Raw genomic sequence first — 14,591 nt, 5'->3', positions numbered from 1 at the left:
TTTTAAATATGTCAAAAATTTATGCTTATTAAAGAATTAAATTATTAGTAGGGCGTGGTTGGATAAGTTTCTTTATCTAGGAGAATATATTTTATCCATAGAAACCTTTATGGAAGAGTCATTAACTGTAAAACATCATAAATGGTACGAGCATTTACTACATGTCATACTGATGGGGAAGTGGCTGAGAATGGACTCTTGGAGAGATGGAAATGAAAAACTCTTGGTTGAGCAGTGCCGTATGCTTAATAAAAAAGCCAGTCACATCATTCGTAACTGGCTTTTAGAGAGAGTTATGGTGAAAACTATAAATATGTTTTTAACTTATCAATAAGCAACTTAATGTCAGACTCAGAAACGTCTTTATGAGTTACAAAGCGTATTGGGTTTCCTGGTGAAACGGTAATGCCATCTTCACTCAATTTACTTGCAATGGCGTGGATATCGACGTTGTCGTCTAGCTTAGCAAAGACAATATTAGTCTGAACGAAATCAGGGTTGACGTGGAAGCCTTGAAGCTGACTTAATTCTGTCGCCAGTAGCTTCGCGTTAGCGTGGTCAACTTTGAGTTGCTCTACTTGCTCTGTCAATGCCAGTTTGCCTGCCGCAGCAAGAATACCAGCCTGACGCATACCACCGCCGACCATTTTACGTAATCGGCGAGCTTTAGCGATATAAGCCTTGCTGCCAAGAAGCAATGAGCCGATAGGCGCTGAGAGCCCTTTTGACAGGCAGATTGTCATTGAGTCAAAGTGTTTGGCGATCTCTTTTATATCCACATTGAGAGCAACCGCCGCGTTGTAAGCTCTCGCTCCATCAAGGTGTAGTAAAAGGCCGTGTTGATCAACAAACTCACGGGCTTGTGCTAGGTAAGAAAGTGGGAGCACTTTGCCATTGATGGTGTTTTCTAGGCTTAGTAATTTAGTACGAGCAAAATGGCTATCATCGGGTTTGATTGCGGCTTTTAGTTTATCGAAATCCAGTGTGCCATCTGGGTTGTTTTCGATTGGCTGAGGCTGAATGGACCCAAGCACTGCAGCACCGCCAGCTTCGTATTTGTAGTTATGCGCTTGTTGGCCACACAAATACTCATCGCCTCGTTCGCAATGCGCCATTAAACCAAGCAGGTTGGCTTGTGTGCCGGAGGTGGTGAAAAGCGCAGCTTCGAAGCCGTGGCGCTCTGCTACCCATGCTTCTAGCGAATTAACGGTCGGGTCGTCACCGTATACGTCATCTCCGACTAACGCGTCGGCCATTGCTTGTCTCATTGCTTGGGTTGGTTTGGTGACGGTATCCGAACGGAAATCCATGCGCTTTTCTCCTATATGTATCCGCATAACTTTGCTTTACTCAAACATGCGATCGTTTTGGCATCGGTGAGCTCTCCATCGATAATCTTTTGTTCGATTTCTTTTACTGATAGAGACACCACTTCAATGACTTCATCTTCATCGCACGCAAATTTTGTTACCTCTGAGAGGCCTTTCGCGACAAATAGGTATTGAATCTCATCGCAGAAGCCTGCCAAAGGTGTGACTTGTCCTAGAGATATCATGGTTTCAGCGCTGTAACCAGTTTCTTCTGCCAGTTCTCTTACTGCACAAAGCTCAATGGGTTCATTAGATTCGAGTGTTCCGGCTGGTAGCTCGAGTAGCCATTTCTTGAGAGAGGGACGATATTGATTAATAAGAACGATATTCCCATTGTTTTCAATTGGCAAAATAACGGCAGCGCCAGGATGAGAAATCGTAGTGTGAGTGATGGTTTTACCATTAGGTAGGGTTGTTTGCTCTTCCTGAAGGGAAATGCCTTTCCATGTGTGTAAAATATTCAAAGGTGTATCCATGTCGTCTTAAAGTGACTCATTTTTAATGCGGATTACATTACAGCCAACATATAGTGAATAAAAGGTTAATAAAGAGCTTGGCTCAAATTTGAGACACTCTCCCAGTGACTTGCCTCCCAAATTTGCAAACATTGATTTCAACAAGTTACGTCAAAATTGCTTCTGCTATAAAGACGAGTCAAAACTAAAAAATGCACTTGTAACAAAGTGATAACAAATGTATATAAATATACATACAATAAATTCTGAACGAAGTCAGAGGAGCGCAGAATGATTAGCCCTACCAGAGTCTCCCACTCGCAAAAAGCGTTACTCTCTGAACGAATTAACAAATTAGCGCATGCCTTATCTGACGGGGTCTACGAGCGTGAAGATACCATCAAAATGTGTTTGCTTGCAGCGCTGGCAGGTGAAAGTGTATTTCTCTTAGGTCCACCAGGTATTGCGAAAAGCCTTATTGCTAAACGGCTTATTCAAGCCTTCGACAATTCTTCTTATTTTGAATACTTGATGACTCGCTTTTCAACGCCTGAAGAGGTGTTCGGACCTCTGAGCATTCAAGAACTGAAAGATAATGGCCGCTACCTTCGTTTGACTGAAGGGTACCTGCCAACAGCTCAAGTGGTATTTTTGGATGAAATTTGGAAGGCGGGGCCTGCCATTCTCAACACATTGCTGACGGTAGTAAATGAGAAAACGTTCAAAAATGGCAGTGACGTAGAGCGTGTACCTATGCGCCTTTTGGTTTCGGCTTCCAATGAATTGCCGGATGAAGACAGTGGCTTAGAAGCCCTCTATGACCGAATGTTAGTGCGTATTTTTGTTAATCGAATTCAAAACAAGCAAAACTTTAAGTCGATGTTAACGGTAGGGACGCCTCAAGAAGCGCAGATCCCAGAAGGTTTAGCTATTACCGATGAAGAATACCATTTGTGGCAGTCGGAGCTTGAAAAGTTACAGCTTAGTGATGAAGTGTTCGAAAAGCTCTACGAACTGAAACAGATGTTAGAGCAAGCCGCCATGGAAAGTACTGGAGCTGACATCGCAGATACCGACATGTACGTATCGGATCGTCGTTGGAAAAAGGCGGTTAAGTTACTCAAAGCTAGCGCATATTTTAACGGTAGAGATGCGGTCAATCCGCTCGATTTACTGCTTCTACAGGACTGTTTATGGAACAGCCCTGAGTCTCGAGAGGTAGTTCAAAGAGTAGTCAAAGAATTTGCTCTTAAACAAGCTTTTGATCAACAAGAGGTTGAACAGCAGATCAGTCTATGTCGAGAAGAATTGGCTGAAGTTCAGGAAGAGTTAGAGTCTGAATTTGGCATTATGTTATCAATGGAATCGACAACCGGGTTACTCAAAAAACAAATTTATAGTTACGATATTTCGGATGCAAAAACTTACAAAGTAGGCAGTGCTTTCGACTTGGTTAAGTTGGTGCTACTGCAGAGTAATATGTCGGTATCTGAATCCGAGAAAGGCGACAGTCGCTGGGTTTACGTGCCTAAGAATGAGTTGGAGCGAGTCATTAAAGAAGGGAACGGTGATGTCTATGGCTACGTGAACCAGAACACCAATATGTGCCGACTTCGATTTGATATTGATGCTGCGAACAATCTGGTCATTAAAGATATAGCCAACAGGGCTGTGCTGGTGTCGGTCGTGACGAATAAAGGGTTAGATGAAGGCTTATATCAAAGTTGGCTGACAAAATCAGAACAAGCACTTGCTCAGCTTGAACATGCCGAGCACCACTTATTGAAAGTACGCTCTAATTTCCACGGCGCATTACCGCACAGCTTTATTGATCAAGACTTGCCTAGGGCGATGGAAGCAAGCCTCCAGCATATTCAACAAGTGCTTGAGTCCACCAAAACTGAATGTGAACGTACGGTTTTACGTTTTAGAAACCTAAACCAGTTCTTCTCTTAAAGGAACAATGAATGTTAGGAGCCGACGGACTCAATCTCGCATTAATGATAGCAGACTCAGGGATTATCGACTCTGCAGTGAATGATTTAATGGCGCGATCTCAAGTGATGGCGCTCACCGAAAACAGAGGGGTGAAAACCAAAGTTAAAAACCATCTGTTGAAGTGGCGAGGGAGCGTTAAGAAACGAATTACTCGAGTGTGTGAAACGGAGCGATTTCAGCAAGAGTTGGGACTCTATCAAGAGGTGATTCATTGGGATGAAGCCACGTTTTTTGAAAAGGTTCCTGACGTCATTAAGAAACTGGAATGGCATTCTGCTTTTTATCTTCAAGCTCGTCGACTTATAGAGAAGAATAAAGGGGTAAACAACCCAATGTTTCCTCATTACTTCTGTGACCAGTGGTATCAAAGTCTGTCAGATGCCATCCATCAGGCTCAGGTGAGTGAGCTGGAAGCAAGCAAAGAAAAAGCTCTGAAAGATCTCTATCAGCGTATGGAAACCATGAAGAACATGGATAAAGTCACTGAGGAAGGCGATGAAAACAGTGTTGGGCGTCTGTGGGATATGGCTTCTGCGAAATTGAGTAAAACGGATTTATCAGTAATGAAACGTCATGCTGAGTTTCTGAAAAAGAATCAGGGCTTACAGGAAATTGCTGAAAAATTAGGGCGTATGGCTGGTCAGGTTGACGATCCGGATTTAAATCGCGCTCCAACTGAAGAATTGCAAATGGTCGAAGAAAAATCGGATGAAGCAACAGATGATATTGTTGGTATCCACGAAAGTGATGACCTCAATAAGTTGCTTCCGAACGAGACCATGTTTTTGGCTTACCCAGAGTTAGAGGTGGTTTTTTATAAGCACTTAGTCGACAAGCGGCTTATGAATTATCGTATGCAAGGTAAATCTCGTACTCTGCGTAAAGTGAAAGCGCAGAAGCCGGAGCACAAGCAAGTTGATGTCGAAAAAGGCCCGTTCATCGTTTGTGTTGATGCATCAGGCTCTATGAGCGGGTTCCCAGAGCAATGTGCAAAAGCAATGGCTTATGCGCTCATGCAGATCGCTTTGGCCGAAGATCGTGATTGTTTTGTTATTTTGTTTTCCACAGAACAAATTACGTATGAGCTGACGAGGCAAGATGGTTTGAGGGAAGCGAGTGACTTTCTTACATACAGTTTCCATGGTGGAACGGACTTAGAACCCGTTTTGATCAAGTCTATTGACTTGATGTGTGGTGATAAATACAAAAATGCCGATATGGTGGTGATTTCTGATTTTATCGCCCCCCAACAATCTCCGGAAATCCAAGATAAAGTTACGCAGCTTAAAAAGAGTAAGAACCGATTTCACGCGATCAGTTTGTCAAAATACGGTAACCCTGAGCTTATGTCTATGTTTGATCATAGTTGGGCTTATCATCCCAACCTAGTCGGTAGGATAATGAAGAAGTGGTAACCTTCATCCAATATTTAAACAATCGGCAACGCATTCAGACATTTTCTACACAGACAAGTGTCATTAGATGTTAAGGAAGAGATGTCACGCTGTTCGACAGAAAAGCACCAGCACGTACTTTTCCCTGCACTGATATCGCATTGAGCGGGTTGCCCACATGAAGGGCATAAGTGACTTGTAACGCTTCCCTGAAGAGCTTGTATTACAGTCTCTCTTTTATTATCTGATAGATGTCTCCAACTGATGATTTCGTCTATAGTTCGATGGCAGCCGTTACAGATCCCACCATTATTTTTGCATGCAGCAATGCAGGGCGTTTTCAAAATAGATATCCAAGCGAAAAAACTGACACAGACTATACCGGAGTCTGCCGGTAACAACAAAAATCAGTTGTCATTAATATTGATTCCCACTAACATTTAATGTAAATGATAATCAATATCAAAAAGTAATTTATTCATGATAGCTTTGCTTGCTGTTTCAGTCTTTATCGTCGGGCTTGGAATTAAAATTTATGTTTCTCACCTGCAAATTGTCTTTTGGTTGCTATTTACATTAGGGCTAGCACAGTTTGTTCATAACCTGGCCTTGAATGTATTGGTATCGATGTTCATTGCATCGCCATTTTTAATTAAAATGGACAATAAGCCATTGGCTCGGCAAATCTACATTCTATGTGTCATTGTTCCAAGCATCACACTCATCTCTAAGCTTATTTAAACTTAGGCGGTTGATAGAGCAAAGAGGTATCCTGTTTCATGAAAACATTGCTGGCTATTAGGCTCCCGACACAGATTAACCCAAGAGCGAACCATCCAAGCACGGTTGGCTGCTCGTTAAATACAACTATTGCTAGCAAAGTCGCAATGGCTGGTGTTACTGCACCAAAAGCGGCGGTACGTTCTGCACCTAGTACTGAGATCGCGTGTAAGTAGGTATAGGCAGCGACTATACCAGCACCTATACCTTGTAAAGTAATATGACCAGCCAGCTCCTTCCAAGGCCACTCTGCAACGTTAGTCTTGAATAAGTAGCTGTCTATGTTGCCGCTGAAAATCAGTGCGGGCAGAGCTAACGTTGATAACAACGAAATGAACCCTGCGGTGATAAGTGGATTAAGGCTCGAAACACGGGCGCAGATAGTAAATGTTGCCCACATCAAACTTCCAATTAAAAACAATAAGTACCCCTTGAGCAGGTGACTATCTGGTTGGCCAAAGCCTTGATAAAGAAAGGCCGCTATTCCGCTTACTACCAGTGTTAACCCTAAAATGCGGTGTGAGCTCAAAGGTTGTTTAAATAAAACGACAGCAATTCCGGAAACAAACAATGGCAGCGTTCCTGGAATCAGTGCACTACCATCAGATACGGGAGCAAGCTGCATTCCTGCGCCTGCGATAAGCAAGTAGGGCAAGCCACAACCCAAAAACATGCCCATTATGTAGCGCTTTGGTACTCTTTTGATTACGGATTTCGATTTGATAACCAAAGGCAGTAGCACGATAGCGGGGATTAGGAATCGAACTAAGGCGATATCCGCTGTGGTTAGGTCTGAATGTGCTCCGTCACGAAGTGATAAGAAAAAGCCGGACCAGAGTAGTAGTGTGGCGGCCATGGCCAAGTAACCTGAGATCATAACGTTAATAATAATTGAATTCGGTGATGATAATTATGGGTCGTTTCTTGCGACCAAATATGGCAAAGTTAACTATTAATAGATTATAGGTTGGCTGAAAACGCTAATATTTCATTGTTTTAAGCGATAAAGAAGCGTGCTTCATGGACAGAATCGATCAACATATTTTAATGCTGTTACAAAAGGATGCGCGTCAATCGACCGCAGATATAGCCGATAAAGTCGGGCTTTCGCCTTCTCCCTGTGCCAGGAGAATTAAAAGATTGGAAGAAGAAGGGGTGATCGCTAGTTATCGAGCCAGTTTGAGTAAGGCTAAAATCGGAGTAGGGATGACGGTCTTTGTTGAAGTTAGCCTGAGTAACCATCAGGCATCGTCGATAGAGGATTTTGAGCAAGCGGTGCAAGACATGGAGGAGGTTGTCAGTTGCCACGTGGTTTCCGGAGCTTATGATTACCTACTAGAAGTTGTGAGTCATGACTTAGCAGGTTATGAGTCTTTCACACGAAAAATTCAAAGGTTAGAAAATGTGAAAGATATCCACACCCACCTTGCTATCAGACAAGTTAAAGAAGCGAGCCAGCTACCTATATTTAAGTAGTTAGCGGGTTGTCTGCTGATATGTACTTTGGCTGCCTTCGCTTAAATAGTCTGGCTTAGAAAAGAGAGAGACACGATCTCGGCCTAGTCTTTTGGCTTGATAGAGAGCGATATCTGCGCGTTTTACCCAGTCTTCGATGGCTTCAAGGGGTTGGGACTCTGCAATACCTGAGCTGAGGGTGATTTTTACTTTTATGGGGTAATCGCCTTCTTTTATTGATTGATTAATGAGCTCCATCGCGGATTTTGCCGTGTATTGGTCGACTTGAGGGAAGAGCAGCAGGAACTCATCGCCACCCAAGCGAAATAACATGTCCGTACGTTCAGTATGTTGAGTTATTATTTCAACTGCTTTGCTGATGACTTGATCTCCCACATCATGCCCATAGAGATCATTAATGGTTTTAAACTTATCGATATCAATCAATGCGATTGAAGACGTCGTATATAACTGGCGGATGTTCTCTAGTGAACTTTGTAATTGATGTCGGTTATAAGCTCCTGTCATAGGATCTCTCACTGAGAGAAAACGTAACTCGGCCTGGAGCTTTTTGATGGCTTTAACCACAACATGCACAATAATTGCTGTGGCAAGCAAAGAAAAGGCGTATCGAGAAGTTTCTGATAGTTCTTGATGTGGAAAGAGAGCAATAACACAACCGAGACACATTAGGACATTAGCCATTAAAGCTGTTCTGGTTGGAAGTAAAAAAGCAATGCTGATTACAATTGGGAACACCCAGTAACTTGCAAGTGTTCCAAAAATATTCACCGCCATAATATTTGATATGACCAACAAAGAGAGCGGCACTATATGCCCAAAGAAGCCTGACTTATTGTAGATGATCGCCGTGATTTCGAGCAGCAAAGTGATCTCAAATGCCAGTAGTACGGCACCAAGCATCAGCTCACCTGTCAGAAGGTTTTTTATACCGAGTGGCACAAAGAAAATAAGCGTAATTGCAATGATAAGCTTTAAAACGTGCTTCTGCTGTTTGGTATCAAGTAGGGTATTCCTATGACGAGTCGGAAGCGTTTTTTCTTTTATCATGCAACACCCTTGACTGTTTTTACGCCTTTACTAAAAAGTAAGTCTAAAGTGTTGCTAAATCAATTTTACGATAGAAAGTTACTCGGCTTTGGTGATACTGCCGATCTCTAATACCGGTGCTACATCAATATCTTCGGCATTCATCATAGATGAAATGCGTTGTACAGAAGAAAGTAACAAGGACTGTTCCCACTCTTCAAGGTGCTGGAATTTGTTAATGAAGTTTTGCTGTAGAGGCATTGGAGCTTGAGCAAGCACCGCAGAACCTTTTTCAGTTAAGTGTGCATGCACTTTTCGTTTGTCTTGCACACTGCGAACGCGTGTAACCAATTCTTGACGTTCTAAACGGTCTAGAATAGTGGTCGCTGTTGCTTGACTCATGTTGGTATGGTTAGAAAGCTCGCGAATAGTGACTTCACCCAGCTCTCTTATTGAGCGCATCAGAATCAGTTGAGGGCCCGTTAAGCCTGATTCTTTACTTAGCCTTTTCGAGTGCAGATCGATGGCGCGGATAATCTGTCGAATAGAGATAAGAACTTCTTCGTGCTTTTCCAATGTAAATCCTTAGTGAGCGAAGCGTTTGGAGGCGAAAAAATACATGAAAACTCTCGCAAAATGAAGTCTGAAAAGTCATAAATTTCATACTTAACTCTCATATTGATGAGGATATTGATAGTTATGAGAGTTGACGAGAAATTTTCTAGTGTAAATGTGATGTTCTCAAATGTTTAGAAGTCGAATTTAGTGCCTGTTAATGGATTGTTGATTGTTGTATAAATGATAGACGACTTAATCTTAGTTTGCCGAAAAAGTAGCCGAGTGAGAGTGATTTACTGGAATGTTTTGTATCTCAGCGTACAATAGTGGTGATTTGATCAAGTCTTGATATAGACTAAATTGTTTTTATCACTAACGATTTTCTATCTGAAGACTGGATTAGGGAAGAGTATTTATCCATAGAGAGGAAAGATGACTAAAGGTATTGATAAGTACAGTATCGATAGTACCGATTACACTGTCGGTCAAGATAATGTACAGAAGTGGGGGTTTGACGTTCATAACCCTGTATTTGGAGTAAGTGCCGGATTTATTGGTTTATTCCTATTTGCAGTTCTTGTGATGGACGCTCAATCTGCAAAATCGATGTTGGATGGTTTAAAGTTTCAAATCATCGGAAGCTTTGACTGGTTGTTCATTTGGTCAGGAAATATTTTTGTTATTTTCTGTTTGGCATTAATTGTTAGCCCTCTAGGTAAAATTCGCCTAGGCGGACAAGATGCGACTGCTGATTATTCGTTTATCTCGTGGTTGTCGATGCTGTTTGCGGCCGGTATGGGTATCGGATTGATGTTTTGGAGTGTTGCTGAGCCTGTAGCGTATTTTACAGGTTGGTATGAAACTCCTCTTGGTGTTGAAGCAAATACTGCGGAAGCGGCTAAGCTGGCGATGGGCGCGACGATGTACCACTGGGGTTTGCATCCTTGGGCTATTTACGGTGTGGTTGCTCTGTCTCTGGCATTTTTTGCTTACAACAAAGGTTTGCCACTTTCTATCCGTTCTATTTTCTACCCAATCCTCGGTGACCGTGCCTGGGGCTGGGCTGGGCATGTGGTTGATATTCTAGCAGTATTGGCGACATTGTTTGGTCTTGCAACATCACTAGGGCTAGGGGCTCAACAGGCTGCAAGCGGTATCCATCATGTCTTTGGTCTAGACGCAGGCATGGGACTACAAATTATTGTGATCACGGTTGTAACCTTGCTCGCGGTAGTTTCAGTCGTTCGCGGTATTGATGGAGGCGTCAAGGTCATTAGTAACATTAACATGATCGTTGCTTTCCTGCTGTTGATCTTAGTTGCTCTGATAGGTTATGCCGTAGCATTTGGTAATATTGGAACGACCTTGATGGCTTACGTCGAGAACATCATTCCACTGAGTAATCCTCATGGCCGCGAAGATGAAGCTTGGTTCCAAGGTTGGACAGTATTCTACTGGGCTTGGTGGATTTCATGGTCACCATTCGTTGGTATGTTCATTGCTCGTGTTTCTAAAGGCCGTACGGTCCGTGAATTCATGACAGCGGTACTATTGGTGCCAACAGTGGTTACGCTACTTTGGATGTCGGTATTTGGTGGCATTGCGATTGACCAAGTTGTAAACAATATTGGTGAGCTTGGTGCTAACGGCCTGACTGATGTTTCATTGGCTATGTTCCAGATGTTTGATGTACTGCCATTTGGCACTGTTTTGTCTATCATTGCTATTATTTTGGTGTTGGTATTCTTCATCACTTCTTCAGATTCTGGTTCACTTGTTATTGATAGCATCACTGCTGGTGGTAAAGTGGATGCACCTGTTCTTCAGCGTGTATTCTGGGCCTTTATGGAAGGAGCTATTGCTGTAGCACTTCTATGGGTTGGTGGTACGGAAGCAGTACAAGCGTTGCAGGCAGGGGCTATTTCAACCGCATTACCTTTCACGTTCGTTCTATTAATGATGTGTGTGAGCCTACTGATGGGGATGCGCACTGAACAATACGATCGTTAATTGCAAGGGATGATACTTCATCCCTTTCGATGATTTAACAAAGGCCTAGCTTTCGAGCTAGGCCTTTTCTAATTGGAGTATGCAAAGTTGTTATTACTATAATGATGCAAGCTTCTGCTTCAAATAACCGTTGGCTTTGTTTGATAAAGATGACGTTATTGACTTTGAATACATGAGAGTAGTGAAAATGGAAATCCGCCTATATGCGACAAAATAGCGAGTTAATGGTGGATATAATCTTCCGAAGAGATTGAAACGAGGGCCAATTGAATTGAGTGGAGCGGGAATAGACAATCCCCGAGAATGATATCTTAGGGATTGTGTCTTAGAGGTTGTGAAAGGGTCTATGCGTAACGTGCGACTAACATTTCCCAGCTTTTGCGCTGAGATTCAAGCTCTTGCTTCATTTGCTGATAGCGAACTTTAAGTACGGAGTGTTCATACTTTTTGGCTAAATCACACTTTTTACTTTCAAGCATTTCTTTTTTCAGCTCGTAGTAGTCGGACATTTTGTTCATTAGGGCATCAAACTCTTTATTTAACGCCTCATTAAGCAGTGAGGCGTTAGGAAGTTTGCTGACGTTTTTAGATGCTTTGGCTAAGTCTTGCTTTGCCATTGCTTTCTCTATTTTGAGTTTGGGCGTGACACGAAGCTTCTTGGTTAGTCCAAGCCATGAACAAGACTTGATAAGCCACTTTGTTGGATCGTACTGCCACCAGTGAATGCCATTGCGATAATCATTTTCAAAAATATGGTGATAGTTGTGGTAACCCTCGCCAAATGTGAACACTGCGAGTACTGCATTATCTCGTGCTGTGTTCTTATCAGTGTAGGGTTGCGATCCCCAAATGTGTGCCAGAGAGTTGATAAAGAATGTGGAGTGATGGCTTAACACCAGACGTACCACACAAACCATTAGTAACATGCCCCAGATATCCTGATAGAGAACACCTAGTAACAGTGGTACTCCGATATTCATAACAATGGCAAGCAACAGGTAGTGTTTGTGCTGCCACATTACAATTTTGTCTTTTTGTAAGTCTCGACAGTTGCTGTAATCAGAATAGGTCGCTGGATTGTAGTGTCTTAGCATCCACCCAATATGTGAGAACCAGAAGCCACGTTTGGCGGAGTATGGATCTTTATCATTGTTGTCGACATGCTTATGGTGGACTCTATGGTCTGAGCTCCAATGTAGAGCACTATTTTGTAAAGCGAACGCGCCACCTAAAGCGAAGATCAGTCTTAGCGACCAATGAGCGTCATAGGTTTTGTGGGACCACAAGCGGTGATAGCCCGCGGTGATTGAAAGGTTACAAAAGGAAAAAGTTATCAACAGCCAAAGCCAGTGCTCCACATCATATCCGTATTTGAAGCCATACCAAGGTGCAACAACGGTAGCCACAATAAAACTAGAGAGAAAAAGCATGACATTAAGCCATATCAGCGGTGGCTTTTCCTTTAAAGACATTTCAAATTTCCATTCAGCTAACAGATGTGCGCCAGAATATCAGCGTACATGTGTAAGTCAAATGAAAGTTAGATGTCGTGTGAGTTCAGTGAAGGGTTAATTGTCAGAATTTATAACAATATCATCAATAAATAAGTTTAAGGGGAATTGAGCTGATTAGCGGGGATTATTCTTAGAATCCTCGTAGTACGATTGGCTTTTAGTTAAATGTTTTATAGTATGAAGAGATAAGCAATCCTTACAGGAAGTAATAAGGAACTACAAATGGAATTAAAAGTAGCTGAATATAGTGACTACGAGCGAATAGCCACTCTGCATACGCAAAGTTGGAAGACATTCTACCAAGGGCTTCTTGCTGATGATTATCTCAAAAATGAAGTTCAGGATGAACGAATGGCTATTTGGCAGACGAGATTGATCAACCCTCCGTTCAACCAACACGTTCTTTTGTTGGAAGAAGGGGGACTACTCTGTGGCTTTATCTGTGCTTTTGGCAATCATGACTTTGAAAAAGGCACTATCATCGATGCGTTACATATTGATGATAATTATCGTGGCCGTGGGCTAGGCGTGAAGCTTATCGTAGAGATGGCAAAGTGGATTACTCAACACTTTCCGGATAATGGTGTTTATCTTGAAGTCATCAAAGGCAATCAACAAGCGGTAGACTTCTATGAGCGTATTGATGGTCAGTTGGTTGAGGAGCGTTTATGGAATGCTCCATGTGGTAGCCAGACCCCTGAGCTAGTTTATGCTTGGAAATCTGGCGCTGATTTGCTTGAAAGTATTCAAAGTTACACTCCGACAGAAGTCGTAACAGGTTGAAACACATAAGCCTGTTCTCCTGATAATTCTCGGACAATACCCACAAGATCGTTAGGTACTTTGGCGGCAGCCTGTTTTCTCAATTTACCTAGCGGTCTATTCAATGAAAAAAACGTTACTAGTTACGGCACTATCCAGTGCGATACTTCTTTCAGGATGTGGGGAGCAAAATCAGGGACAGAAACACATGCCAGCATCGCTTGTCGTCACGGAGCAAACATCGGTTATTCCTTATCAGCAAAGCAAATCTTATATCGGGCGAGTCGAAGCGGTAGAAGACACAAATATTACTGCACAAGTTACCGGTTATCTTAAATCCCGTCATTTTGAAGAAGGTCAGATGGTTGAAAAAGGCCAGCTACTCTTCACTATTGAACCTTCTTCGTTTGAAGCTCAGGTCGCCAGCGCAAAAGCAGCATTAGCACAAGCTAATGCTGAACTTAAAAAAGCTGAGTTAGACTTTCAACGAGGAAAAAATCTTTTACCCAAAGGCAGCATCTCTCAATCTGAATTCGACAATCTCAATGCTGCGCTATTAGGCGCAAAAGCCCAAGTTGAAGCGGGTAATGCTCAGTTAAATTTAGCCAAGGTTAATTTGTCTTACACGCAGATCCGTGCGCCATTTTCTGGTCGTATCAGTCAAAGCAAGGTCAGTACGGGCGATTTGGTTTCGCCTCAGTCAGGTATTCTAACCACACTAGTCAGTTTAGACCCAGTGCATACTCGTTTTAGCATCAGTGAGCGAGAGCGTTTAGAAATGGGTATAGACCGTATGAAAGGTGACGGTTCTGCTGATGTGGTTGAAGTGCAAGTTGTATTAGAGAATGGTCAGCATTTTGAACATTTGGGTCAGCTAGATTTCCTTGGCAATCGCATTGATTTAAACACGGGCACTATCGCTATGCGTGCTCAAGTCCCTAACCCAGATTATCGTCTCTTACCTGGCCAGCATATCCGTGTTGAGCTTAGAGAAAAGCAACCGACAGATGTGGTTGTGGTTCCACGCCGAGCGGTGCAAACCGACTTGGAAGGAAACTTTGTTATGGTAGTAGCTGAAGGCAATATTGCTGAGCGCCGTAATGTTGAGCTGGGTCGCCAACTAGAAGAGGGTATTATCGTGACCAGTGGGGTGAGTATTGGAGATCAAGTGATCACTCAGGGCTTACAGCGAGTTCGTAATGGTGCCCCTGTGCGCATAAATGAAAACACAGACGTTGAGTAGAG

14 protein-coding genes are annotated in these 14,591 nt (G+C 42.7%); 7 read left to right on the top strand and 7 right to left on the bottom strand.

All coding sequences use genetic code 11. From position 1 onward, the window contains the following. The first annotated feature begins 109 nt into the window (after positions 1-109). Positions 110-334 carry a hypothetical protein gene (locus L1D23_RS03355; protein WP_239864210.1) on the top strand — a complete coding sequence of 75 codons (225 nt, stop codon included), beginning with the start codon at positions 110-112 and terminating at the stop codon, positions 332-334. On the opposite strand, the gene ltaE is transcribed toward L1D23_RS03355, so the two are convergent. Both ltaE and L1D23_RS03345 read right to left on the bottom strand, forming a co-directional pair. Then, a complete protein-coding gene (ltaE, locus tag L1D23_RS03350; protein WP_239864209.1) occupies positions 306-1,310 on the bottom strand; it encodes a low-specificity L-threonine aldolase in 1,005 nt (334 codons plus the stop codon). The two genes, L1D23_RS03355 and ltaE, sit on opposite strands and share 29 nt — an antisense overlap. Before the next feature lie 11 nt (positions 1,311-1,321). Then, on the bottom strand, positions 1,322-1,846 hold the full coding sequence (locus tag L1D23_RS03345; protein ID WP_239864208.1) for an NUDIX hydrolase: 525 nt from the start codon (positions 1,844-1,846) through the stop codon (positions 1,322-1,324). A gap of 270 nt (positions 1,847-2,116) precedes the next feature. On the opposite strand from L1D23_RS03345, the gene L1D23_RS03340 reads away from it, so the two are divergent. Together L1D23_RS03340 and viaA are read left to right on the top strand one after the other, a co-directional pair. Then, entirely contained in the window at positions 2,117-3,781 is a 1,665-nt protein-coding gene (locus L1D23_RS03340; protein ID WP_239864206.1) for an ATPase RavA domain-containing protein, read from the top strand. Positions 3,782-3,792: 11 nt separating this feature from the next. Further along, positions 3,793-5,238 (top strand): ATPase RavA stimulator ViaA, encoded by a 1,446-nt coding sequence (gene viaA / locus L1D23_RS03335; RefSeq protein WP_239835194.1) that lies wholly within the window; start codon positions 3,793-3,795, stop codon positions 5,236-5,238. Positions 5,239-5,252: 14 nt separating this feature from the next. On the opposite strand, the gene L1D23_RS03330 is transcribed toward viaA, so the two are convergent. Continuing rightward, a complete protein-coding gene (locus L1D23_RS03330; protein ID WP_239864204.1) occupies positions 5,253-5,561 on the bottom strand; it encodes a cysteine-rich CWC family protein in 309 nt (102 codons plus the stop codon). 389 nt (positions 5,562-5,950) lie between these two features. After that, positions 5,951-6,874 carry a DMT family transporter gene (locus L1D23_RS03325; RefSeq protein WP_239864202.1) on the bottom strand — a complete coding sequence of 308 codons (924 nt, stop codon included), beginning with the start codon at positions 6,872-6,874 and terminating at the stop codon, positions 5,951-5,953. Between the two features lie 143 nt (positions 6,875-7,017). On the opposite strand from L1D23_RS03325, the gene L1D23_RS03320 reads away from it, so the two are divergent. Beyond that, positions 7,018-7,473, top strand: a complete 456-nt coding sequence (locus L1D23_RS03320; RefSeq protein WP_239835191.1) for an Lrp/AsnC family transcriptional regulator — start codon at positions 7,018-7,020, stop codon at positions 7,471-7,473. Here the strand turns inward: L1D23_RS03320 and L1D23_RS03315 are convergent, their stop codons facing one another. Further along, positions 7,474-8,523, bottom strand: a complete 1,050-nt coding sequence (locus tag L1D23_RS03315; protein WP_239864200.1) for a diguanylate cyclase — start codon at positions 8,521-8,523, stop codon at positions 7,474-7,476. Positions 8,524-8,601: 78 nt separating this feature from the next. Then, the gene (locus tag L1D23_RS03310; RefSeq protein WP_239835189.1) at positions 8,602-9,078 is read right to left on the bottom strand and encodes a MarR family transcriptional regulator; all 477 of its coding nucleotides are present in this window, start codon (positions 9,076-9,078) and stop codon (positions 8,602-8,604) included. 414 nt (positions 9,079-9,492) lie between these two features. On the opposite strand from L1D23_RS03310, the gene L1D23_RS03305 reads away from it, so the two are divergent. Next, positions 9,493-11,070, top strand: coding sequence for a BCCT family transporter (locus tag L1D23_RS03305; RefSeq protein ID WP_239835188.1), 1,578 nt, complete (start codon positions 9,493-9,495; stop codon positions 11,068-11,070). A gap of 344 nt (positions 11,071-11,414) precedes the next feature. On the opposite strand, the gene L1D23_RS03300 is transcribed toward L1D23_RS03305, so the two are convergent. Beyond that, a complete protein-coding gene (locus L1D23_RS03300) occupies positions 11,415-12,542 on the bottom strand; it encodes a fatty acid desaturase (RefSeq protein WP_239835187.1) in 1,128 nt (375 codons plus the stop codon). A gap of 264 nt (positions 12,543-12,806) precedes the next feature. Between L1D23_RS03300 and L1D23_RS03295 the strand changes: the two genes are divergently transcribed. Beyond that, positions 12,807-13,367, top strand: coding sequence for a GNAT family N-acetyltransferase (locus L1D23_RS03295; RefSeq protein ID WP_239864198.1), 561 nt, complete (start codon positions 12,807-12,809; stop codon positions 13,365-13,367). A 103-nt stretch (positions 13,368-13,470) separates the two neighbouring features. Then, positions 13,471-14,589, top strand: a complete 1,119-nt coding sequence (locus L1D23_RS03290) for an efflux RND transporter periplasmic adaptor subunit (protein ID WP_239864196.1) — start codon at positions 13,471-13,473, stop codon at positions 14,587-14,589. The last annotated feature ends 2 nt before the right edge of the window (positions 14,590-14,591 follow it).

This window comes from Vibrio sp. Isolate24 (assembly GCF_022398215.1).
Taxonomy (GTDB): Bacteria; Pseudomonadota; Gammaproteobacteria; order Enterobacterales; family Vibrionaceae; genus Vibrio; species Vibrio coralliilyticus_A.
This window is presented reverse-complemented; position numbering and strand designations above follow the sequence as displayed.

Coding starts and splice junctions, on each gene's coding strand:
- ltaE (WP_239864209.1), bottom strand. CDS start 1,310: ATGGATTTCCGTTCGGATACCGTCACCAAACCAACCCAAGCAATGAGA.
- L1D23_RS03300 (WP_239835187.1), bottom strand. CDS start 12,542: ATGTCTTTAAAGGAAAAGCCACCGCTGATATGGCTTAATGTCATGCTT.
- L1D23_RS03305 (WP_239835188.1), top strand. CDS start 9,493: ATGACTAAAGGTATTGATAAGTACAGTATCGATAGTACCGATTACACT.
- L1D23_RS03355 (WP_239864210.1), top strand. CDS start 110: ATGGAAGAGTCATTAACTGTAAAACATCATAAATGGTACGAGCATTTA.
- L1D23_RS03290 (WP_239864196.1), top strand. CDS start 13,471: ATGAAAAAAACGTTACTAGTTACGGCACTATCCAGTGCGATACTTCTT.
- L1D23_RS03345 (WP_239864208.1), bottom strand. CDS start 1,846: ATGGATACACCTTTGAATATTTTACACACATGGAAAGGCATTTCCCTT.
- L1D23_RS03315 (WP_239864200.1), bottom strand. CDS start 8,523: ATGATAAAAGAAAAAACGCTTCCGACTCGTCATAGGAATACCCTACTT.
- L1D23_RS03295 (WP_239864198.1), top strand. CDS start 12,807: ATGGAATTAAAAGTAGCTGAATATAGTGACTACGAGCGAATAGCCACT.
- L1D23_RS03340 (WP_239864206.1), top strand. CDS start 2,117: ATGATTAGCCCTACCAGAGTCTCCCACTCGCAAAAAGCGTTACTCTCT.
- L1D23_RS03325 (WP_239864202.1), bottom strand. CDS start 6,874: ATGATCTCAGGTTACTTGGCCATGGCCGCCACACTACTACTCTGGTCC.
- viaA (WP_239835194.1), top strand. CDS start 3,793: ATGTTAGGAGCCGACGGACTCAATCTCGCATTAATGATAGCAGACTCA.
- L1D23_RS03320 (WP_239835191.1), top strand. CDS start 7,018: ATGGACAGAATCGATCAACATATTTTAATGCTGTTACAAAAGGATGCG.